Raw genomic sequence first — 19,679 nt, forward strand, 5'->3', positions numbered from 1 at the left:
ACCGGCCGCCGACGATCGGTGCCTCGTCATGGGCGTGGTCAACGTGACACCTGACTCGTTCTCCGACGGCGGTGAGTGGTTCGACGAGGCGATCGCCATCCGGCACGGGCTCGACCTGGTCGCGGAGGGGGCCGACATCGTCGACGTGGGCGGCGAGTCCACCCGGCCCGGCGCCGCCAGGGTGCCGCTCGACGAGGAGCTGGCCAGGGTGGTGCCCGTGATCAGGGCGCTCAGCGCGGAGGGCGTGACGGTCAGCGTCGACACGATGCGCGCCGAGGTCGCCAGGGCGGCCGTCGCGGTCGGGGCCAAGCTGGTCAACGACGTGAGCGGCGGCCTGGCCGACCCCGCCATGCCCCGCGTGGTCGCGGCCACGGGTGTCCCCTATGTGGTGATGCACTGGCGCGGCCACAGCCACGACATGGACAACCGGGCCGTCTACACCGACGTGGTCACCGAGGTGCGCGAGGAGCTGGCCAAGCGGGTGGATCTGGTGCTCGCCGAGGGCGTGTCGGAGGACCAGATCGTGATCGACCCCGGGCTGGGGTTCGCCAAGAACGCCGCCCACAACTGGGCGCTGCTGGCCGGCACCTCTCAGCTGGCCGAGCTCGGCTATCCGCTGCTCATCGGGGCCTCGCGCAAGAGGTTCCTGGGGCGGCTGCTGGCCGACGACGACGGCACCCCCCGCCCGTTCGGCCGCAGCGACGACGCCACCGTGGCCGTGACAGCGCTGGCCGCGCAGGCCGGCGCCTGGTGCGTCAGGGTTCACCAGGTAGGTCCCAACGCCGATGCCGTGCGCGTGGCCGCCGCATGGAAGAGAGCCGGAGCCAATACATGAGCGTCGACACCGCTGCCATCGAGACGGTCAACCAGGATTTCTACACCGCGATCGAGGACGCCGACCTCGACAGGATGACCGAGATCTGGGCCGAGGACACCGGCGACGATCAGGTGAGCTGTGTTCATCCGGGGTGGACCCTGCTGGCCGGGCGCTCCGAGGTGCTGCGTTCGTGGGCGCTGATCATGGCCAACACCACCTACATACAGTTCGTGCTGACCGACGTCCACACGACCGTGCTGGGTGACGTGGCCGTCCTCACCTGTGTCGAGAACATTCTGACGGCCGGCGAGGAGGGCGAGTCCAGCTTCGCCGCCGGCAAGGTCGTGGCCAGCAACGTCTACATCCGGACCGCTCAGGGCTGGCGGCTGTGGATGCACCACGGCTCTCCAGTGCTCCAGGGCGACGAGGACGACGAGGAGGAAGGCGAGCTTGAGCGCTGATCGCATCGCGCTGACGGGCCTGCGGGCCCGGGGGCGACACGGCGTGCTGGCGGCCGAGCGGGAGCTGGGGCAGGAGTTCGTGATCGACGCGACGCTGTTCCTCGACACCCGGCCCGCCGCGCTGGCCGATGATCTCAGCAAGACCGTCCACTACGGAGAGCTCGCCCAGGCGCTGGTCAAGGTCGTGGAGGGCGAGCCCGTCCAGCTGATCGAGACGCTGGCGCAGCGCTTGGCCGGCGTGTGCCTGGCCGACGAACTGGTGCGCTCGGTCGAGGTGAGCGTGCACAAGCCGGCGGCGCCGATCCCGCTGCCCTTCGACGACATCACGGTGACGATCGAGCGGAGCCGCCCATGAAGGCAGTCCTCTCTCTCGGCAGCAACCTCGGCCGGCGGTTCGAGACGCTGCAGGGTGCCATCGACACACTCTTCGACGCTCCCGGGCTGGAGTTCGTGCGGGCGTCGCCGGTCTACGAGACCGATCCGGTGGGAGGACCCGCCGGGCAGCGGCCGTTCCTCAACGCGATCGTGATCGCCGAAACCACTCTGGCGCCGCGCACGCTGCTGGAGCGGGCGCAGGGGGTCGAGAACGCGTTCGGGCGCGAGCGCCTCGAACACTGGGGCCCGCGCACTCTGGACGTCGACCTGATCATGGTGGGCGACACGGTCTGCGACGATCCCGAGCTGACGCTGCCACACCCGCTGGCGCACGAGCGGGCGTTCGTGCTCGTGCCCTGGGCGGACGTCGACCCCGAGGGTGAGCTGCCCGGCCACGGCCGGATCACGGCGCTGCTGGCGGGGCTCGCGGAGGCCGACGAGCACGGTGTGCGGCTCCGGGCCGATCTGAAGCTGCAGAGTCCCGATTGAGGCCCACCCGCCCCGCCGTGCTGGTCGGCCTGGTCCTGGTCGTCGCCGTGCTCACCTGGATGCTGGTCAGACAGTTCTACGCCGACCTGCCGATCGTGCCGTGGACCGCCATCCCCACGGTGCTGCTGCTGGCCGTCGGCGAGGCCTACACCGCGTGGATGACCAAGGCCAGGATCGATCGCAAGCCGGACACCAAGCCGATCGAGCCGATGGCGGTGGCGCGGCTGGCGGCCCTGGCCAAGGCATCGGCCTACGCGGGGGCGATGTTCGGCGGCGTGTTCGCCGGATTCGCCCTCCACACGGTCCAGTTGCTGGCCCGGGAGACGCCTCGGGTCGAGTTCTTCATCGCCACCGGGTCGTTCCTGTCCTTCGTCGCGCTCATCTGCGCCGCTCTCATGCTGGAGCACGCCTGCCGTGTTCCCAAGGACCGGGACGATCAGAGCCCCAAGTAACGCGCGACGGCATGCTCGACCTCGGCGAGTTCGTCCCGGCTCAGGTAGTAGACCGGCTCGCCGTGCACGAACGCGGCGTCGACGGTCCGGATCTGATCGACGAGAAGCAAGGTCCGCCGTCCGCCGAACTCCACCTCGGGCCTGAACACGGAGGGTTGCGCGCTGCTGGAGGTCGGAACGATGGTCGCGACGCTCCATGACATGTCCGTCGGGCTCAGCACCAGGCCGTAGCGTCGCCCCCGCTGCTCGTGTCCTCGTTTCGGGTCTCCCAGGTCCACCCGGTAGACCGCGCCGCGGATCACCAGGCGTCCTCTTCGGTGGACAGGTCCTCCTCGGCCAGTCGCGCGGCGTCGGCATGGGCCTGCTTGAGCCAGACCTCACGCTCGAGCAGCCGGAGCGCGCGCCGGATCACATCGCTCGTCCGCTCGCCTTCTTCCATGGCCGCCCGGATGATGCGTTCGTCCTCGGGGGTGGCCCGGAAACCGATGTTCGCCATCATGGTTCCAGCGTACCCCGGCGCGTTCGACTTTTGTCTTGCAGTTGTTCAACGGGGCGGCGGCCGAAGAGGTAGATGACGGGCAGGGTGCACAGGAGGGGGCCCACGATGGCGATGGGGCGCTCCAGCCACCACTTGAGGTCGGGGGGCACCTGTGCGCCCAGGGTGCCGAAGAGCCACCACGACACCCCCAGCGCGATCGCCATGCCGGTCGTGTGGAAGAGGAAGAGCGGCAGGGCGAAGCGGTTGATGGTGTGGTTGACGCGCCGCCAGCCCGGTTGCTCCAGGAGGCGTTCCATCGACGGCCGCAGCATCTCGACCAGGCCGATCTGGAAGATGAGCAGGGCCACGATGACGAAGGTGGGCGGGGCCATGTTCGACCACTTGTCGCCGGGCACGCCCACCATCGAGCCCGGGTAGATGCCCGAGTAGACGAGCCCGAACAGCGCGAACAGTCCCGTTCACAGCAGGCCGGCGTCGTAGCGTCTGGGCAGGGCGACGATCCGCTCGTAGAAGAAGCCCGCCTGGTGGGCCAGCCCCCAGACGACGATCATGTTGAGCCAGCCGACCCATTCGACGCCGTAGCGGAAGCGCAGCACGTCGATCACCAGGGCCGCGCCGCCGAACCAGATGAGCGTGAGCACGTCGTAGCGCCGGTGCAGCCAGAGGGCCACCGGCAGCAGCGCGATGAGCACCAGGTAGACGCCGAGAAACCAGAGCGGGCTGAGCACGAGCAGCACCACCCGCCACATCCAGTCGACCTGGAATGACCAGGTGACGACCGCGCCGACGGCGACCCAGACGCCGGACAGGGCGAGCGCGGGCACGGCCAGCGCGCGGATGCGCCGCCAGACGAACGCCCCGATGCCGACGCCGCGCGCGTGGGCCCGGTTCCAGGACAGCAGGTGGACGTGGCCGCCGACGTAGAAGAAGAGGGGTAGCACCTGCAGCAGCCAGGTGAGGATCCAGAGGCCGGAGGTGAAGCCGAGCGGGCTGGTCGGCTCGGGACCGCCGGGCTTCCACTGCAGGATCGTGAACGCCCAGTGCCAGACGACCACGACGATCAGGCTGAGGGCGCGGAGCCAGTCGACGTACCGGTCGCGAGGCGGGGGAGGGACGGCCGGGGTCACTTGTCGATGTCGCCCACGACGAAGAACATCGAGCCGAGGATGGCCACCATGTCGGCCACCAGATGCCCGGGCAGCATCTCGCGCAGCACCTGGATGTTGTTGAAGGAGGCCGAGCGCAGCTTCAGCCGCCACGGGGTCTTGTCGCCCCTGGACACGAGGTAGTAGCCGTTGATGCCGAGGGGATTCTCGGTCCAGGCGTAGGTGTGGCCCTCCGGCACCTTGAGCACCTTGGGCAGGCGTTGGTTGATGGGACCCGGGGGCAGCGAGCGGAGTCGTTCGACGCAGGAGTCGGCCAGGTCGAGCGAGACCTTCAGCTGGTCGAGCAGCACCTCGAAGCGGGCGTGGCAGTCGCCCGCGGTGCGGGTGACGACCTTCACGGGCAGCTCGGGGTAGGCGAGGTAGGGCTGGTCGCGGCGCAGGTCGAAGTCGACGCCCGAGGCCCGCGCGATGGGCCCGCTCACGCCGTACTGCATGATCTGCTCGCGGCCGAGCACGCCGACGCCCTTGGTGCGGGCGAGGAAGATCTCGTTGCCCAGGATGAGGTCCTCGATGTCGGGGACGCGGCGGCGGGTCTCGGCGACGGTCTCCGACACCCGGTCGAGCCAGCCGAGCGGGAGATCCTCCTTGAGCCCGCCGACCCGGTTGAACATGTAGTGCATGCGGCCACCGGAGATCTCCTCCATGACGGCCTGGATGCGTTCGCGCTCGTTGAAGGCGTAGAAGAGCGGGGTGATCGCGCCCAGCTCCAGGGGATAGGAGCCGAGGAACATCAGGTGGCTGAGCGCCCGGTTGAGCTCGGCCAGCAGCGTGCGCGCCCACACCGCCCTGACCGGTGGCTCCATGCCCAGCATGCGTTCGGCGGCGATGACCACGCCCAGCTCGTTGGCGAAGCCGGACAGCCAGTCATGCCTGTTGGCCAGCATGATGATCTGCCGGTAGTCGCGGACCTCGAACAGCTTCTCCGCGCCCCGGTGCATGTAGCCGATGATCGGCTCGCAGGTGGCGATGCGCTCGCCGTCGAGGGTGAGCCGCAGCCGCAGGACGCCGTGTGTGGACGGGTGTTGCGGGCCGATGTTGAGGATCATGTCCTCGGTCGCCAGCTCCTTGGCGCCCGCACCGATCCCCACCACGCGTTCCGTCATATGGCCCATGCTGCCACCGCCCGCGGTGGGGGGCCAGCCGAGCGGATGGTCAAGGAACGGTACGGGAGTGCATCGCATAGTCGGACATGGGGAGGATAAACGGAAATGGGGGGAGATATCACCATGAAAAGATCCATGTTCGATCTAGCCGCCCTGATCTCGCGGGTGACGATCGGCGTGATCTTCGTAGCTCACGGATGGCAGAAGTGGCAGGGCGGTCTCGGAGCCACGACGCAGGCGTTCGCCCAGTCGGGGGTCCCGCTGCCGCAGCTCGCCGCCGGGTTCGCGTCCGTGGCGGAAATCGTGGGAGGCGTCCTGCTGATCCTCGGACTGTTCGTACGGCTGTCGGCGCTGGTGTTGCTGATCGTGAGCCTCGGCGCGCTCATCTTCGTCCACGCCCCGAAGGGAATGTTCGTCCAGGAGGGCGGCTGGGAGCTGGTCGGCTCGCTGGCCGCGATCTGCCTGCTGTTCCTCGTGCTGGGCGGAGGGCGGCTCGGCCTCGACAGCCTGTTCGGCGGACTGCACCGCAGGCGCGCCGCGCGGCAGGTCGCCGCGGGCGAAACCACCGGCCGCACCCCGCCGCCGACGACCGGGCCCACCTCCACGACCGGCGAGACCACGACAGGCCCGCCGAACGTGCCCAGGCAGCCCCGGGGGTTCAGGTCGAGCAGCGACCTGAGCGACCAGGACATGCAGGACATCGACGCCATCATCGACGAGCCGACGAAACGCCGCCCGCCCAACCGCTGAGCCGGCTAACGGCCGGTGAGGTCCCGCAGAGCCCCGACGAGGCGGTCCACGTGCTCCTCGGTGCTGCCGATGCCGATCGACGCCCGCACCGCGGAGGCCGTGCCGTCCTCGCAGCCACCGTCGTGCTCACGGTCGTGCCCGCTTCGGTCCTCGTCGGCTCCCGCGTCGCCCACCCCGTCCGGGCTCCTGCGCTCCGGCGTGCCGAGCAGGTGGCGGACGAACGGGTGCGCGCAGAACTTGCCATCCCGTACGCCGATCCCGTACTCGCCGGAGAGCGCCTCGGCGACCTCCCGCGCGGAGTGGCCCTCCACGGTGAACGAGACGATGCCCACGCGCGGGTGGTCCGGCCCCCACAGGGACAGCTCGCGCACGCCGGCGATCGAGGCGAGCCCGGAGCGCAGCCGGGAGATCAGCCGCTCCTCCTCGCGGACCAGCGCGGTCCACCCGGTGGCGGAGAGCGCGTCGCAGGCGGCGGCCAGCGCGATGGCGCCCAGCACGTTGGGGGTGCCGGCCTCGTGACGCGGCTCGGGGTCGTCATGCCACACGGGCTCGCCGTCCACCGAACGCACCGCGCCACCGCCCTTCAGGTACGGCTCGCCCCCGGCCAGCCAGTCGCGCCGCCCGATCAGCGCCCCGGCGCCGAACGGCGCGTAGAGCTTGTGCCCGGAGAAGACCACGTAGTCGAGGTCCAGCGCGGTCAGGTTGAGCCGCCGATGCGGCACCAACTGGGCCGCGTCGACCAGGATCCGGGCGCCGTGGCGGTGCGCGATGTGCGCCAGCGCCGCGATCGGCCAGAGCTCGCCGGTGACGTTGGAGGCGGCGGTCACCACGAGCAGCTTCGGCCCGTCGACGGCCGCCAGCGCCTCGTCGGCCGCGCGTACGGCCGCTCCGGGGAAGTCGGGCGGCGGCAGCCGTACCGCATTCCTCCAGGGCAGGAGGGAGGCGTGGTGCTCGGTGTCGAAGACGACGGTGGTCGTGCCGGCGGGCAGGCAGGCGGCGAGCAGGTTGGTGGCGTCGGTGGTGTTGCGGGTGAAGATCACGGCGTCGTCGGGGCGGGCGCCGACGAAGGCCCGTACGGTGTGCCGGGCCTGCTCGTAGCGGGTGGTGGTGAGCTGGGAGGCGTAGCCCGCGCCGCGGTGCACGCTGGAGTAGGCCGGGAGCGCGGCGGCGACGGCCGCGCTGACCGGCTCCAGACAGGGGGCGCTCGCCGCGTAGTCGAGGTTGGCGTAGCCCACCAGCCTGCCGCCCCTGACCGGGACCTCCAGGCCGGCGCCGAGCACGGCCGGGATCGGGCGGCGGCCGTCGTCGGCCGACGCCTCGGCGGGCTGGGCGGGCACGGAGTTGAAGATCGTCAACGTGGACACGGCGAACCTCCTGAGGGCCGTCGGACCCCTGGAGCAGCCACGGAGCCCGCGCTTGCCCGCCACACCTCGTGACGGACCAGGTCTTCACCCGGGGCACCCCGCCGCGGACGCGAGGGTTGCCGGCCAGCGAGCCGGGGCTTGGCGCTGGCGCTCATGACCTACGCCCGCACTATAACCGACCCGCCACATTCGATCGCAACCCGGTGAACTTCTGAGTCGCCTGGCTCGTTGGTACCCCCGATATCCCCCGATTGCGTGGAGGCAGGCAGATGCTGGACTGGGTGGCCGACCCACAGATCTGGATAGGGTTCTTCACGCTGGTGGCCCTGGAGATCGTCCTGGGCATTGACAACATCATCTTCATCTCCATCCTGGCCGGGAAGCTCCCGCCGGAGCAGCGCGACAGAGCACGCGTCCTCGGCCTGGCGGCGGCCCTGATCAGCCGCCTGCTCCTGCTGCTTGCGCTGTCGTGGGTGGTGCGGCTGACCGAGCCGTTGTTCGAGGTGCTGGACCACGAGATATCCGGGCGTGACCTGATCTTGCTGCTGGGCGGGTTGTTCCTGCTGGCCAAGAGCGTCACCGAGATCGGGCACAGCATGGAGCCCAAGCACCAGGACGGCAAGACGCGGGCCGTCACCTCGTTCGCCTCGGTGATCGCGCAGATCATGGTGCTCGACGTGGTGTTCTCGCTCGACTCGGTGATCACCGCCGTGGGCATGGTCGACGAGCTCGGCGTGATGGTGGCGGCGGTCATCGTGGCGGTGCTGGTGATGTTGTTCGCCTCGGGGCCGATCAGCAGGTTCGTGGACCAGCACCCGAGCATCAAGATGCTGGCGCTGGCGTTCCTCGTGCTGATCGGGGTGCTGCTCATCGCCGAGGGTTTCGGCCAGCACATCCCGAAGGGCTACATCTACTTCGCGATGGCGTTCTCGGTCATCGTCGAGCTGCTGAACATCCGGATGCGCAGCAAGCACTCCAAGCAGGCAGAACTTCCTTCTAAGATGAAATAGTGCGCTTTGATCCTTGGAATCCGGATTTTGTGGCTTATCCCTACGACGTCTACGCCGACCTGAGGCGTGAGGCTCCGGTCAGCTTCTTCGAGCCGACCGGGCAGTGGCTGATCTCCCGCCACGCCGACGTCAACACCCTGCTCCGAGACCGCCGGCTGGGCCGCTCCTACCTGCACGTGGCCGGCCACGAGGAGTTCGGCCAGGAGGCCGAGCCGGAGTTCCAGGAGCCGTTCTGGCGGGTGGTCAGAGCGGGCATGCTGGACGTCGAGCCGCCGGTGCACACCCGGCTGCGCCGCCTGGTCTCCAAGGCGTTCACCCCGCGCATGGTCGAGTCGCTGCGCCCCCGCGTGCGCGACATCGCCGGCGGCCTGGTCGACACGTTCGTGGAGAAGGGCGGCGGCGACCTGATCGCCGAGGTCGCCGAGCCGCTGCCGGTGACGGTCATCGCCGAGATGCTGGGCATCCCCGAGGCCGATCGTCACCTGCTGCGCCCCTGGTCGGCCGACATCTGCGGGATGTACGAGCTCAACCCGTCGCCGGAGGCCCAGCACACGGCGGTGCGGGCGGCCGACGAGTTCGCCGGTTACCTTAAGGCCCTGGCCCGCGAGCGCTCGGCCCGCCCGGGTGACGACCTGATCAGCGCGCTGGCCGCGATCGACGAGCTCACCGAGGACGAGCTGATCGGCACCTGCGTGCTGCTGCTCAACGCGGGTCACGAGGCCACCGTGAACGTGACGGGCAACGGCTGGTGGTCGCTGTTCAGAAACCCCGCCGAGCTCGTACGGCTGCGCGAGGACCGCGGCCTGCTGCCCACGGCGATCGAGGAGCTGATGCGGTGGGACACCCCGCTGCAGATGTTCGAGAGGTGGGTGCTGGAGGACCTCGAGGTCGGCGGCGTCGAGATCCCGCGCGGAGTCGAGGTGGCACTGCTGTTCGGCTCGGCCAACCGCGACCCGGAGGTCTTCGACGACCCGGACCGGCTCGACGTGGGCCGGACGGACAATCCGCACATCTCCTTCGGCGCGGGCATCCACTTCTGCCTCGGCGCGCCGCTGGCCCGGATCGAGCTGCTGGAGTCGTTCGGGGCGCTGCTCGACCGGGCGCCCAAGCTGGAGCTGGTCACCGAGCCGGTGTGGAAGCCGGGCTACGTCATCCGCGGCCTGCACTCCCTGGACCTCGCCGTCTAGCGGGTCTGGCTGAGCCAGCCGAAGCCGCCGAGGCCCCGCGGGTCGATCAGCTCGGCCTCCTCCGAGGCGCGGGCCAGCGCCCGGAGGTAGCCGCTCGGGTCGTGCCCGGCCAGGTCCAGTGGCGGTCGCGCGCCGGTGATCCCCAGGGCGCGCAGCGCGTCACGTTGTGTGGACAAGGCTGTGGATATCGCGCCGGCCCGTTCGCCGGCGGCGGCGCAGGCGTCGAGGGCCACGTGCGCGGTGATGTCGCAGGTGCCGTCGGGGACGGGCGTCACGACCGAGCCGTCGCGGTATCCGGTGAGGGTGCCGTGGGCCGGACGGTTATCCACAGGATGTGCATAATCGACGGCGACCGCGCACCCCCGCGCGAGCCGCTGTATCACCGACGCCCAGGCCGCGTCGCGCGGGTGGCCGATCTCGGCACGCGAGCCCACGCAGGACAGTGGCCACCACCGGTCGATCCACTCGCGGTCGGCGGCTCCGATGGGCTCGCCAAGCCGTTCCTCGCCGGTGCGGACATTGACCATGACGAGGTGTGGCCCGTCGGGTGTCTGCTCGGCCACGTCGAGCGGGATGTTGTCGAGCCATTCGTTCGCGATCGCCAGGCCGGTGATCCCGGACGGGATGACGGCGCTCCAGGTGATCGACTCGGCCAGCCCGGCCGGCCGGAGGGAGAGGTCGACGGCCGTGACGCGCAGCCTGTCGCGCAGGCCGGGATCGGCGGCGTCGAGGACGTGGCTGACGAGGACGCCCTCGCCCGCGCCGATGTCGACGAGGTCGAGCACGGGCGGCGTCTTCAGCTCGGCGTCGACCTCGACCAGCAGCGCCAGCACGGCCTCGGCGAACGCCGGTGAGGCGCCGACCGAGGTGCGGAAGTGGCCGGACGGGCGTTCGCGGAGGTAGAAGCCGCCTTCGGCGTAGAGGGCGTGCTGTGTCGCGGCGCGCCAGGTGAGCCACATTCCTGGACTATCTCATGACCCGATAATGCAGACGTGATGTTATCGAGCGAACACTCTTGGTCACGTCATTGCGCTAGCGTGTACGCGTTCGTAAGAGCTCGGACCGGCCCTGTCCAGCCGGCCCGAGCTCCGATTCCCGGCCGGTCAGTCGGCGGATGGCCGGCCAAGGTGCGCACCTCCAGGGGTTCGCACGACGCGGGCGTCGGGTCCGGTTCGGGGACTCGGCGCCCGCTCCTCTGCGTGAACCCCTTTCCTCATCTCTTCCGACAGGGGTGCACCTTTTTGTCTGCCCTTGTCCGATATGTCACTAACTCAACATGCGGCAAAACCCCAGTCACATCCGCAGTCCCCAACAGTCGTTACGCTGGTCGGCAGTGCCATCGGGTCGACAGGGGTGGGACGTCATGGACGCAGGTGATCGCCCGGCACGGCTGGCCGTTGGCGTGCTGGGAGCAGGAAAGGTGGGCTCCGCGCTCGGCGCGGCGCTCGCGCAGGCCGGGCACCGGATCGTCGCCGCCAGCGGGGTGTCGGACGCCTCGCAACGCTGGGCCGCCGAGAGGCTCGGCGTCACGCCGACGCGCCCGGAGCAGGTCGTCACCGCCGCGGAGCTGATCCTGCTCACCGTGCCCGACGACGCGCTGCCTGATCTCGTCAACGGGCTGGCCACGACCGGCGCCGACCTCAAAGGCAAGCTGGTGGTGCACACCAGCGGCGCCTACGGGCTGTCGGTGCTCGATCCGGCCGCCAGGGCCGGAGCCCTGCCGCTGGCGCTGCACCCGGTGATGACGTTCACCGGCAGAGACGACGATCTCAACCGCATCACCGGCTGCTCGTTCGGGGTGACCGCGCCAGATCCGCTCAGGCCCATCGCCGAGGCCCTGGTCATCGAGATGGGTGGCGAGCCGGTCTGGATCGCCGACTCCGACCGGGCCCTCTATCACGCGGCACTGGCCGGAGCCGCCAACCACATGGTCACGCTCATCGCCGAGTCGTCCGAGCTGCTGCAGCGCATCGGCGTCGAGCACCCGGGCAGGATGCTCGGCCCGCTGCTCGGCGCGGCGCTCGACAACGTGCTCAGGCTCGGCATCGCCGCGCTCACCGGGCCGGTCGTGCGCGGCGACGCGGGCACCGTGCGCAAGCACGTCGACGCGCTCATCCTGGCGGCTCCCGAGGCGGCCGACGCCTACATCGCGCTGGCCAGGCTCACCGCCGACCGCGCGCTCGCCGCGGGGCTGCTCAAACCGGAGGAGGCCGAACGGTTGCTCGACGCCCTGGGTGGCAACATATGGACCTGACCGTGACCCGCATGGCACGGATCCAGCCGTCGCCCTCGGAGGCACCCCATGGACCTGATCGTTGCCCGAAACCGCACCGACCTGCTCAAAGCACGCGGTGACGGGCCCGTCGCCCTGGTTCCCACGATGGGGGCGCTGCACGAGGGTCACCGCTCGCTGATCCGTGAGGCCCGCGCCCGCGCCGCCCAGGTGGTGGTCAGCATCTTCGTCAACCCGCTCCAGTTCGGCCCCCATGAGGACTTCTCGCGATACCCCCGGACGTTCGACGCGGATCTGGAGGTGTGCGAGGTCGAGGGGGTCGACGTGGTGTTCGCCCCGTCGGCCGAGGACATGTACGCCCCCGACCGCCAGGTCAGCGTCCGCGCCGGAGAGATGGGCCGGATCGTCGAGGGCGCGGCCAGGCCGGGCCACTTCGACGGCATGCTGACCGTCGTGCTCAAGCTGTTCAACCTGGTCCGGCCCGACGTCGCGGTCTTCGGCCAGAAGGACGCCCAGCAGCTCGCGATGATCCGGCGGATGGTGGCCGACCTCGACCTGGACATCGAGATCATCGGCGCCCCCACGGTCCGCGAGCCCGACGGCCTGGCCCTGTCGAGCCGCAACCGCTACCTGTCGGCCCCCGACCGCCAGGTGGCGCTCGCGCTCTCCCGGGCCCTGGCCGCGGGAGCGGAGCGGGCCACGCCGTCGAAGGTCCTCGCGGCGGCGCGGGCGGTGCTCGACGAGGCCGGGCCCGCGCTCGACCTCGACTACCTGGTGCTCGTCGACCCGGCCACCTTCGCCGAGGTGGACGAGTCCCACTCCGGCGCCGCGGTGCTCGCGGTCGCCGCCCGGGTCGGCGCCACCCGGCTGATCGACAACGTGGTCGTCTCCCTCGGCCGGTGAGCCCCCCGGGCATGGAGCACGCGCCGGCAGGCGTTATCGTCATACTGACGAAATCGCCTCGATGAGGAGACTCCATGAGCGCACCGGCGATTCCCCTGCGTCTGACGGCTCCGGCACCGGGCTGGGTCGTCGAAGCGGACGTGGTCGTCGTGGGGTCCGGCATCGCCGGGCTCACGGTGGCCCTGCGTCACGCCGAGCTCGACCCCTCGGCCAGGATCCTGGTCGTCACCAAGGACGTGCTCTCGTCCGGCTCGACCAGGTGGGCGCAGGGTGGCATCGCCGCCGTGCTCGCCCCCGACGACACACCCGACGAGCACCTGAACGACACGCTGGTCGCCGGAGTCGGCCTGTGCGACGTGCGGGCCGTACGCATGCTGGTGACCGAGGGGCCCGGCGCGCTGCGGCGGCTCATGGGACGCGGCGCGCGGTTCGACCGGACGCCCGACGGGGAGCTCCAGCTCACCAGGGAGGGCGGACACCGCCGCGACCGCATCGTGCACGCGGGCGGCGACGCCACGGGCGCCGAGGTGCAGCGCGCGCTGGTCGAGGCGGTGCGGGCCGGCGCGATCGAGGTGATCGAGCACGCGCTCGTGCTCGACCTGGTCAAGGACGCCCGTGGCCGGGCCCGGGGCGTGACGCTGCACGTCATGGGCGAGGGCGCGCGTGACGGGGTGGGCGCGGTGCACGCCAGGGCGGTGGTGCTCGCCACCGGCGGCATGGGACAGGTCTACGCGGCCACGACCAACCCCGTCGTCTCCACGGGCGACGGGGTGGCGCTCGCGCTGCGCGCCGGAGCCGAGCTGCGCGACCTCGAGTTCGTCCAGTTCCACCCCACCGTCCTCTGGCTCGGCGAGGGCTCGACCGGTCAGCAGCCGCTGATCTCCGAGGCGGTCAGGGGCGAGGGCGCGTTCCTGGTCGACCACGAGGGCAACGCGTTCATGCGCGACGTGCACGAGCTGGCCGACCTCGCCCCGCGCGACGTGGTGGCCAAGGCGATCATGCGCACGATGCGCGCGACCGGACGGGATCGCGTCCACCTCGACGGCCGCCACTTCGGCGAGGAGAGGTGGCGGACCAGGTTCCCCACCATCTACGCGGTCTGCCGGGCCAACGGCATCGACCCGGTCACCGAGCCGATCCCCGTCGCCCCCGCGGCCCACTACGCCAGCGGCGGCATCCGTACGGACCTGCGGGGCCGTACGTCCATCGAGGGCCTCTACGCGTGCGGCGAGGTCGCCTGCACGGGCGTTCACGGCGCCAACCGGCTCGCGTCCAACTCCCTGCTGGAAGGGCTGGTCTTCGCCGAGCGCATCGCCGAGGACATCCACGCCGTCCGACCCGCGCCCGGCGACCCGGTCGACGGCGGGGCGCCCGGTGGCCTGGTCGATCCCCGGGTGCGGACCCGGATCCAGGCCCACATGAGCACGGGGGCGAGCGTGCTGCGCAGCCGCGAGTCGCTCACGGCCACCGCCACGGCGCTGCGCGACGCCCGCTGGACGCCGGTCCACGTGCCGCCGTGCACCGAGTCGTGGGAGGCGACCAACCTGCTCACGGTCGCCACCGTCCTCACCGGAGCGGCCCTGACACGGCTGGAGACGCGCGGCTCCCACTGGCGCGAGGACTTCCCCGATCGCGACGACAATGAATGGCTGGGGCACCTGGACGTGACCCTGACGGAGGAGGGCCTGAAGATGACCTACACGCCGCACGGCGACGCGATGCCGCCGCGCCTGGCCCAGGAGCTCACCGCCGCCGGTCTGGACCCGGCCGAGGTCGACGCGGTCGTCGACCGGGCGCTCGCCGAGGACCTGACCGAGGCCGGCGACGTCACGAGCGAGGCGACCATCCCGGCCGGGCAGCGCTCGATCGGCGACGTGGTGGCACGGAGAGACGGCGTCGTCGCGGGCCTGGGCGTGGCCGAGGCGGTGTTCCTCCGCCTCGGCGCCCGCGTGGAGCGTGGAGCCAAGGACGGCGAGCGGGTCAGGGCGGGCGACGTGCTGATGACCGTCGAGGGGCCGACCAGGGGGCTGCTGACGGCGGAGCGCACCGCGCTCAACCTGCTCACCCATCTGTCCGGCATCGCCACGCTCACCGCGCGGTGGGTGGAGGCGGTCAGCGGCACCGGGGCGCGGGTGCGCGACAGCCGCAAGACGCTGCCGGGCCTGCGGGCGCTGGAGAAGTACGCGGTGCGCTGCGGGGGCGGCGTCAACCACCGGATGTCCCTGTCCGACGCGGCCCTGATCAAGGACAACCACGTGGTGGCCGCGGGCGGCGTGGCCGAGGCGTTCCGCGCGGTGCGAGAGCGCTATCCCGACCTGCCGATCGAGGTGGAGGTGGACAGGATCGACCAGCTCGCGCCGGTGCTCGACGAGGGGGCGGAGGAGATCCTGCTGGACAACTTCACGATCGAGCAGACCGCCCTGGCCGTAAAAATCGTGAAAAATCGGGCGAAACTGGAGGCGAGTGGCGGGCTGACCTTGGAATCGGCCCGTGATGTGGCCGAAACTGGCGTTGACTACCTTGCGGTGGGAGCGCTCACGCACTCGGCGTCGGCCCTGGACATCGCACTGGATCTACGGGGGTAATCGATGCTGCTCACGATCGACGTCGGCAACACGCACACGGTGCTCGGCCTGTTCGAGGGCGAGGAGGTCATCGAGCACTGGCGGCTGGCCACCGATGCCCGCCGCACCGCCGACGAGATCGCGGTCGTGCTCCAGGGGCTGCTCGCCCAGTCACCCCTGCTCAAGGGAGCCGACATCAGCGGCATCGCGATCTGCTCGACGGTGCCCAGCGTGCTCAACGAGATGCGTGAGATGTGCCGCCGCTACTACGGCGACGTGACCGCGGTGATCGTGGAGCCCGGCGTGCGCACCGGTGTGCCGGTCCGGATGGACAACCCCAAGGAGGTCGGCAGCGACCGCATCGTCAACGCGCTGGCCGCCATCGACCAGTACGGCGGCCCCTGCATCATCGTCGACTTCGGCACCGCGACCTCGTTCGACGCGGTGTCGGCCAAGGGCGAGTACGTAGGGGCGGTCACCGCGCCCGGCATCGAGATCTCGGTCGACGCGCTGGCGGCCGCGGGCGCCCAGCTCCACAAGGTCGAGCTGGTCAGGCCCCGCTCGGTGATCGCCAAGAACACCGTCGAGGCGCTCCAGGCCGGCATCATCTACGGCTTCGCGGGCCAGGTCGACGGCATCGTCGAGCGGATGGCGGCCGAGCTGGCCGAGGATCCCGACGAGGTGACCGTGGTGGCCACCGGCGGCCACGCGGCGCTGGTGGTGGGGGAGTCGCGCTCGATCGACGTGCACGAGCCGTGGCTGACGCTGATCGGACTGAGGCTCATCTACCACCGCAACACGGCATAGAACAAGCGGCCCCCCGCTCGGGAAGGGGGCCGCTTGGGTTCTGGTCGGGTCACTCGCTCTCGGCGGTGTAGATGTAGTCCCAGCGACCGCACTTCGTGGGGTAGCCGCCGTGGACGCTGATCTGGCAGACCTTCACCCGCAGGCTGCTGACGTCGTCGGTGTCGAAGGCGAACTTCTTGTAGCCGGGGAAGCCGCAGTACTTCTTGGTGTAGACGGTCGACCAGTCGTGCTCGAAGTCGCCGGCCTGGAACTTCACGTACGCGCACTTGCCGCCCTCGTCGTAGCCGCGGTTGTCCAGGTCCCACAGCCTGCCCTTGACCTCGACGGTGTTGGACTCCTGCTCCTCGTCCCACTCCACGCCGACCCAGCCCTGAGCCTTGGCCAGGTGGTGACGGGCGTAGACGGGACCCCAGTACTCGGAGTAGTCGTCGGCGGAGGAGCTCGCGGACGAGGACGCCGCGGAGGCGGAGGCGTTCGCCGCCGAGGGCAGCGACAGCGCCAGTGCGGAAGTGGCGGCGACGGCGAGGACGCCGGTCGCGATCTGCTTCATCATGATCTCTCCTTGAGCCCTCCGGGCCGGCTCCCTGCCGGCTTCCCACCTGAGCTCGTGGGACATTGGTAACGAAGGGTTCTTGCAGCGTCCCTGCAGCGAACCGACGAGTCCTTGCAGTTCGCCATATCCCCTACTCTTTGATGCTGTGAGCGACGAACTTCCCGAGCAGATGCGCATCCGGAGGGAGAAGCTCGACCGCCTTCGCAGCGAAGGCGTCGACCCTTACCCGGTGAACTTCCCGCGTACGGCCACCAACGCCGAGGTCAGGGCCCGATACCAGGGGCTGGAGGCCGACACGGCGACCGGTGACCGGGTGTCGGTCGCGGGCCGCGTCATGCTCAACCGCGTGGGCGGCAAGCTGTGCTTCGCCACGCTCCGCGACGGCGGTGGCGACCTGCAGGTCATGATCTCGCTGGACAAGGTGGGCGAGGAGTCGCTGGCCGCCTGGAAGCGCGACGTCGACCTCGGCGACCACGTGGGCGTGACGGGAGAGGTCATCACCTCCCGGCGCGGCGAGCTGTCGATCCTGGCCGACAGCTGGCAGATCACCTCCAAGTGCCTGCGCCCGCTGCCGGAGAAGCACGTCGGCCTCACCGACCCCGAGGCGCGGGTGCGCCAGCGCTACGTCGACCTCATCGTCAACGACGAGGCGCGCGAGATGGCCCGCGTCCGCAGCGCCACCGTGCGCGCGGTGCGCGACTTCTGGCACGAGGAGGGCTACCTCGAGGTCGAGACGCCGATGCTGCAGCCGATCCACGGCGGCGCCGCGGCCCGGCCGTTCAAGACCCACATCAACGCCTACGACATGGAGCTCTACCTCCGCATCGCGATCGAGCTCTACCTGAAGCGGCTCGTGGTGGGCGGCATCGAGAAGGTCTTCGAGATCAACCGCACCTTCCGCAACGAGGGCGCCGACTCCACGCACAACCCCGAGTTCACCATGCTCGAGGCCTACGGCACCTACCTCGACTACCACGACATGGCCGACCTGACCCAGCGGATGTACCAGAAGGCCGTGGTGGCCGCGCTGGGCACCACGGTGGTCGTGCACGAGGGCGTCGAGGTCGACCTGGGCGTCGCCGAGTGGCCCCGGGTCACCCTGTACGGCTCCGTGTCCGAGGCGGTGGGCGAGGAGGTCACCACCGACACCCCGGTGGAGCGGGTCCGCGCGCTGGCCGACAAGCACGACGTCCACTGGGACGCCAAGTGGGGCCAGGGCAAGCTCGTCCAGGAGCTGTTCGAGGCGCTCGTCGAGCACACGATCATCCAGCCCACGTTCGTCATGGACTACCCGATGGAGACCTCCCCACTGGCCCGCCAGCACCGCGACGACCCGCTGCTGACCGAGAAGTGGGACCTCATCGGCTTCGGCAGCGAGCTCGGCACCGCCTACTCCGAGCTCAACGACCCGATCGAGCAGCGCCGCCGCCTGGTGGAGCAGTCGCTGCTGGCGGCGGGCGGCGACCCCGAGGCGATGCAGCTCGACGAGGACTTCCTGCAGGCCCTCGAGTACGCGATGCCTCCGACGGGCGGCATGGGCGCCGGGATCGACCGGATGATCATGGCCTTCACCGGCCGCAACATCCGCGAGACCATCCTGTTCCCGCTGGTCAAGCCGGCTCGCTGAGCGCCCGCACCGGCAGGGTGGCGAGGCCGCGCAACACCAGGTTCGCCTTGTACGGCGGATCGGGGTCGAGAAGCTCCAGCTTGGGCGCCGCCTGGGCCAGGGCGCGCAGCGCGATCTCGCCCTCCAGCCGGGCCAGCGTCGCCCCGAGGCAGAAGTGGATGCCGAGCCCGAAGGCCAGGTGCCTGCCCGGAGCGCGCAACGGGTCGAACCGGTCCGGGTCCGCGTATTCGGCGGGATCCCGGTTGGCGGCGCCGATCAGCGCGAGCACGGGGGTGCCCGTCGGCGTCGGTGTCCCGCCCAGCTCGGTGTCCCGCAGCGCGGACCTGAGCGTCAGCTGGACCGGCGGGTCGTACCTCAGCACCTCTTCGACGACCTGCCGGGGCCGTTCGGCGGCCAGGGGCAGCGCGCCGTGCCTCAGCAGGGTGAGCACGCCGTTGGCGATGAGGTTGACAGTCGTCTCGTGACCGGCGACGAGTAGCAGAACACAGGTGGCGATCAGCTCGGCCTCGGTCAGCTCCTCGACCCGCGCGAGCGCGCTGAGCAGGTCGTCGCCCGGACGGCTGCGCCGTTGCTCGACCAGGCCCCTGAAGTAGTCGCCGAACTCCAGCCGGGCGCGTTCGCTCTCCGACATCAGCTCGGTGGACAGCAGCGGGTCGAGGCCGCGGGCCAGCGCCTCGCTCCAGCCCTGGAAGCGCTCGTGGTCCTCGGCGGGCACGCCGAGCATCTCGGTGATCACCATGACCGGCAGCGGATAGGCGAACCCGGAGACCAGGTCGCCCTCCTCGGGCAGCGCGGCGAGGAGCCCCGCGGTGATCGCCTCGACCCGCGGGCGCAGCCGTTCCACCATGCGCGGGGTGAAGGCCCTGCTGACCAGCCCGCGAAGGCGTGTGTGGTCGGGCGGGTCCATGCGCAGGAACGACGGCACGGGCTGGTCCGGACTGCCCGTCCTGAACGGGGTGGTGTCGTGTCCGAAGGCGGGGTCGCGCAACAGCGTCGAACAGTGCTCGTACGTGGTCGCCACCAGAAGCCCGCCACGGGTGCGGAGCAGCGCGCCCTCCTGCCGCATTTCGCGGTAGCACGAGTATGGATCGCGCACAAAATCCGGATCGAACGGATCGAAACCCAGCACGTCGGTGGCGCTCAACGACGAGCTGTAAGGATCACTGTGATCGCTCATCGCGCTCCGAAGTGTGACGACATATCACGAGTACTTCATATATAAGGGATCATGTCAACGTGTGTCGTCAAGCGCAGGCATTGTCGCGCTTGACGGCCTTTCAGATATGCGTTTACCGTCTGCGGGACGAGCAGGGTGTTTC

The 19,679-nt window shown here is 70.3% G+C and carries 22 protein-coding genes and 1 riboswitch; of the genes, 13 read left to right on the forward strand and 9 right to left on the reverse strand.

The window, feature by feature from the left end:
• Positions 1–28: 28 nt before the first annotated feature.
• From folP to AB0C16_RS26590, 5 genes are read left to right on the forward strand one after another with little or no spacing between them, the layout of a single operon-like run.
• Positions 29–835 carry a dihydropteroate synthase gene (gene folP / locus AB0C16_RS26570; protein WP_357686719.1) on the forward strand — a complete coding sequence of 269 codons (807 nt, stop codon included), beginning with the start codon at positions 29–31 and terminating at the stop codon, positions 833–835.
• Entirely contained in the window at positions 832–1,278 is a 447-nt protein-coding gene (locus tag AB0C16_RS26575; protein WP_357686671.1) for a nuclear transport factor 2 family protein, read from the forward strand. Before folP ends, AB0C16_RS26575 begins: the two co-directional genes overlap by 4 nt.
• Complete coding sequence (gene folB, locus AB0C16_RS26580) at positions 1,268–1,633, forward strand: dihydroneopterin aldolase (protein ID WP_357686672.1); 366 nt, start codon at positions 1,268–1,270, stop codon at positions 1,631–1,633. Before AB0C16_RS26575 ends, folB begins: the two co-directional genes overlap by 11 nt.
• Complete coding sequence (gene folK / locus AB0C16_RS26585; protein WP_357686673.1) at positions 1,630–2,142, forward strand: 2-amino-4-hydroxy-6-hydroxymethyldihydropteridine diphosphokinase; 513 nt, start codon at positions 1,630–1,632, stop codon at positions 2,140–2,142. Before folB ends, folK begins: the two co-directional genes overlap by 4 nt.
• Positions 2,139–2,594: a DUF3180 domain-containing protein gene (locus AB0C16_RS26590; RefSeq protein WP_357686674.1), complete on the forward strand. Its 456-nt coding sequence runs from the start codon at positions 2,139–2,141 to the stop codon at positions 2,592–2,594. Before folK ends, AB0C16_RS26590 begins: the two co-directional genes overlap by 4 nt.
• Here the strand turns inward: AB0C16_RS26590 and AB0C16_RS26595 are convergent.
• From AB0C16_RS26595 to AB0C16_RS26615, 5 genes are read right to left on the reverse strand one after another with little or no spacing between them, the layout of a single operon-like run.
• Positions 2,579–2,896, reverse strand: coding sequence for a type II toxin-antitoxin system PemK/MazF family toxin (locus AB0C16_RS26595; protein WP_357686675.1), 318 nt, complete (start codon positions 2,894–2,896; stop codon positions 2,579–2,581). The genes AB0C16_RS26590 and AB0C16_RS26595 overlap by 16 nt on opposite strands.
• Entirely contained in the window at positions 2,893–3,093 is a 201-nt protein-coding gene (locus tag AB0C16_RS26600) for a hypothetical protein (RefSeq protein WP_357686676.1), read from the reverse strand. The genes AB0C16_RS26595 and AB0C16_RS26600 overlap by 4 nt, the downstream gene beginning before the upstream one ends.
• Positions 3,090–3,497, reverse strand: coding sequence for a hypothetical protein (locus tag AB0C16_RS26605; RefSeq protein ID WP_357686677.1), 408 nt, complete (start codon positions 3,495–3,497; stop codon positions 3,090–3,092). Before AB0C16_RS26605 ends, AB0C16_RS26600 begins: the two co-directional genes overlap by 4 nt.
• Before the next feature lie 54 nt (positions 3,498–3,551).
• Positions 3,552–4,220 carry an acyltransferase family protein gene (locus tag AB0C16_RS26610; RefSeq protein WP_357686678.1) on the reverse strand — a complete coding sequence of 223 codons (669 nt, stop codon included), beginning with the start codon at positions 4,218–4,220 and terminating at the stop codon, positions 3,552–3,554.
• Complete coding sequence (locus AB0C16_RS26615; protein WP_357686679.1) at positions 4,217–5,362, reverse strand: NADH-quinone oxidoreductase subunit D; 1,146 nt, start codon at positions 5,360–5,362, stop codon at positions 4,217–4,219. Before AB0C16_RS26615 ends, AB0C16_RS26610 begins: the two co-directional genes overlap by 4 nt.
• A gap of 123 nt (positions 5,363–5,485) precedes the next feature.
• Between AB0C16_RS26615 and AB0C16_RS26620 the strand changes: the two genes are divergently transcribed.
• Positions 5,486–6,112 carry a DoxX family protein gene (locus AB0C16_RS26620; RefSeq protein ID WP_357686680.1) on the forward strand — a complete coding sequence of 209 codons (627 nt, stop codon included), beginning with the start codon at positions 5,486–5,488 and terminating at the stop codon, positions 6,110–6,112.
• A 5-nt stretch (positions 6,113–6,117) separates the two neighbouring features.
• On the opposite strand, the gene AB0C16_RS26625 is transcribed toward AB0C16_RS26620, so the two are convergent.
• Positions 6,118–7,476 carry an aminotransferase class V-fold PLP-dependent enzyme gene (locus AB0C16_RS26625; RefSeq protein WP_357686681.1) on the reverse strand — a complete coding sequence of 453 codons (1,359 nt, stop codon included), beginning with the start codon at positions 7,474–7,476 and terminating at the stop codon, positions 6,118–6,120.
• A gap of 43 nt (positions 7,477–7,519) precedes the next feature.
• Positions 7,520–7,635: riboswitch (SAM riboswitch) on the reverse strand.
• A gap of 110 nt (positions 7,636–7,745) precedes the next feature.
• Here AB0C16_RS26625 and AB0C16_RS26630 point away from each other — a divergent pair.
• Both AB0C16_RS26630 and AB0C16_RS26635 read left to right on the forward strand, forming a co-directional pair.
• Positions 7,746–8,486: a TerC family protein gene (locus AB0C16_RS26630; protein WP_357686682.1), complete on the forward strand. Its 741-nt coding sequence runs from the start codon at positions 7,746–7,748 to the stop codon at positions 8,484–8,486.
• A gap of 29 nt (positions 8,487–8,515) precedes the next feature.
• A complete protein-coding gene (locus tag AB0C16_RS26635; RefSeq protein ID WP_357686683.1) occupies positions 8,516–9,673 on the forward strand; it encodes a cytochrome P450 in 1,158 nt (385 codons plus the stop codon).
• Here AB0C16_RS26635 and AB0C16_RS26640 read toward each other — a convergent pair.
• Entirely contained in the window at positions 9,670–10,632 is a 963-nt protein-coding gene (locus AB0C16_RS26640) for an SAM-dependent methyltransferase (protein ID WP_357686684.1), read from the reverse strand. The two genes, AB0C16_RS26635 and AB0C16_RS26640, sit on opposite strands and share 4 nt — an antisense overlap.
• Before the next feature lie 404 nt (positions 10,633–11,036).
• Here AB0C16_RS26640 and AB0C16_RS26645 point away from each other — a divergent pair, with 404 nt between their 5' ends.
• The 4 genes from AB0C16_RS26645 to AB0C16_RS26660 all read left to right on the forward strand — a co-directional run bounded on the left by AB0C16_RS26645 (position 11,037) and on the right by AB0C16_RS26660 (position 16,180).
• The gene (locus tag AB0C16_RS26645; RefSeq protein WP_357686685.1) at positions 11,037–11,927 is read left to right on the forward strand and encodes a DUF2520 domain-containing protein; all 891 of its coding nucleotides are present in this window, start codon (positions 11,037–11,039) and stop codon (positions 11,925–11,927) included.
• A 48-nt stretch (positions 11,928–11,975) separates the two neighbouring features.
• Positions 11,976–12,809: a pantoate--beta-alanine ligase gene (gene panC / locus AB0C16_RS26650; protein ID WP_357686686.1), complete on the forward strand. Its 834-nt coding sequence runs from the start codon at positions 11,976–11,978 to the stop codon at positions 12,807–12,809.
• Between the two features lie 74 nt (positions 12,810–12,883).
• The gene (locus tag AB0C16_RS26655) at positions 12,884–15,394 is read left to right on the forward strand and encodes an L-aspartate oxidase (RefSeq protein WP_357686687.1); all 2,511 of its coding nucleotides are present in this window, start codon (positions 12,884–12,886) and stop codon (positions 15,392–15,394) included.
• Positions 15,395–15,397: 3 nt separating this feature from the next.
• On the forward strand, positions 15,398–16,180 hold the full coding sequence (locus tag AB0C16_RS26660; RefSeq protein ID WP_357686688.1) for a type III pantothenate kinase: 783 nt from the start codon (positions 15,398–15,400) through the stop codon (positions 16,178–16,180).
• A gap of 49 nt (positions 16,181–16,229) precedes the next feature.
• Here AB0C16_RS26660 and AB0C16_RS26665 read toward each other — a convergent pair whose 3' ends face one another.
• Positions 16,230–16,733 (reverse strand): hypothetical protein, encoded by a 504-nt coding sequence (locus tag AB0C16_RS26665; RefSeq protein ID WP_357686689.1) that lies wholly within the window; start codon positions 16,731–16,733, stop codon positions 16,230–16,232.
• A gap of 169 nt (positions 16,734–16,902) precedes the next feature.
• Between AB0C16_RS26665 and lysX the strand changes: the two genes are divergently transcribed.
• The gene (gene lysX, locus AB0C16_RS26670; RefSeq protein WP_357686720.1) at positions 16,903–18,360 is read left to right on the forward strand and encodes a bifunctional lysylphosphatidylglycerol synthetase/lysine--tRNA ligase LysX; all 1,458 of its coding nucleotides are present in this window, start codon (positions 16,903–16,905) and stop codon (positions 18,358–18,360) included.
• Here lysX and AB0C16_RS26675 read toward each other — a convergent pair.
• Positions 18,344–19,537 (reverse strand): cytochrome P450, encoded by a 1,194-nt coding sequence (locus tag AB0C16_RS26675; RefSeq protein WP_357686690.1) that lies wholly within the window; start codon positions 19,535–19,537, stop codon positions 18,344–18,346. The genes lysX and AB0C16_RS26675 overlap by 17 nt on opposite strands.
• Positions 19,538–19,679 lie beyond the last annotated feature (142 nt).

The organism is Nonomuraea sp. NPDC048916 (assembly GCF_040649575.1).
Lineage (GTDB): Bacteria > Actinomycetota > Actinomycetes > Streptosporangiales > Streptosporangiaceae > Nonomuraea.

Coding starts and splice junctions, on each gene's coding strand:
- AB0C16_RS26655 (WP_357686687.1), top strand. CDS start 12,884: ATGAGCGCACCGGCGATTCCCCTGCGTCTGACGGCTCCGGCACCGGGC.
- folP (WP_357686719.1), top strand. CDS start 29: ATGGGCGTGGTCAACGTGACACCTGACTCGTTCTCCGACGGCGGTGAG.
- folK (WP_357686673.1), top strand. CDS start 1,630: ATGAAGGCAGTCCTCTCTCTCGGCAGCAACCTCGGCCGGCGGTTCGAG.
- AB0C16_RS26605 (WP_357686677.1), bottom strand. CDS start 3,497: ATGGTGGGCGTGCCCGGCGACAAGTGGTCGAACATGGCCCCGCCCACC.
- AB0C16_RS26665 (WP_357686689.1), bottom strand. CDS start 16,733: ATGATGAAGCAGATCGCGACCGGCGTCCTCGCCGTCGCCGCCACTTCC.
- panC (WP_357686686.1), top strand. CDS start 11,976: ATGGACCTGATCGTTGCCCGAAACCGCACCGACCTGCTCAAAGCACGC.
- AB0C16_RS26675 (WP_357686690.1), bottom strand. CDS start 19,537: ATGAGCGATCACAGTGATCCTTACAGCTCGTCGTTGAGCGCCACCGAC.
- AB0C16_RS26660 (WP_357686688.1), top strand. CDS start 15,398: ATGCTGCTCACGATCGACGTCGGCAACACGCACACGGTGCTCGGCCTG.
- AB0C16_RS26575 (WP_357686671.1), top strand. CDS start 832: ATGAGCGTCGACACCGCTGCCATCGAGACGGTCAACCAGGATTTCTAC.
- AB0C16_RS26620 (WP_357686680.1), top strand. CDS start 5,486: ATGAAAAGATCCATGTTCGATCTAGCCGCCCTGATCTCGCGGGTGACG.
- AB0C16_RS26615 (WP_357686679.1), bottom strand. CDS start 5,362: ATGACGGAACGCGTGGTGGGGATCGGTGCGGGCGCCAAGGAGCTGGCG.
- AB0C16_RS26630 (WP_357686682.1), top strand. CDS start 7,746: ATGCTGGACTGGGTGGCCGACCCACAGATCTGGATAGGGTTCTTCACG.
- AB0C16_RS26640 (WP_357686684.1), bottom strand. CDS start 10,632: ATGTGGCTCACCTGGCGCGCCGCGACACAGCACGCCCTCTACGCCGAA.
- AB0C16_RS26645 (WP_357686685.1), top strand. CDS start 11,037: ATGGACGCAGGTGATCGCCCGGCACGGCTGGCCGTTGGCGTGCTGGGA.
- lysX (WP_357686720.1), top strand. CDS start 16,903: ATGCGCATCCGGAGGGAGAAGCTCGACCGCCTTCGCAGCGAAGGCGTC.
- AB0C16_RS26600 (WP_357686676.1), bottom strand. CDS start 3,093: ATGATGGCGAACATCGGTTTCCGGGCCACCCCCGAGGACGAACGCATC.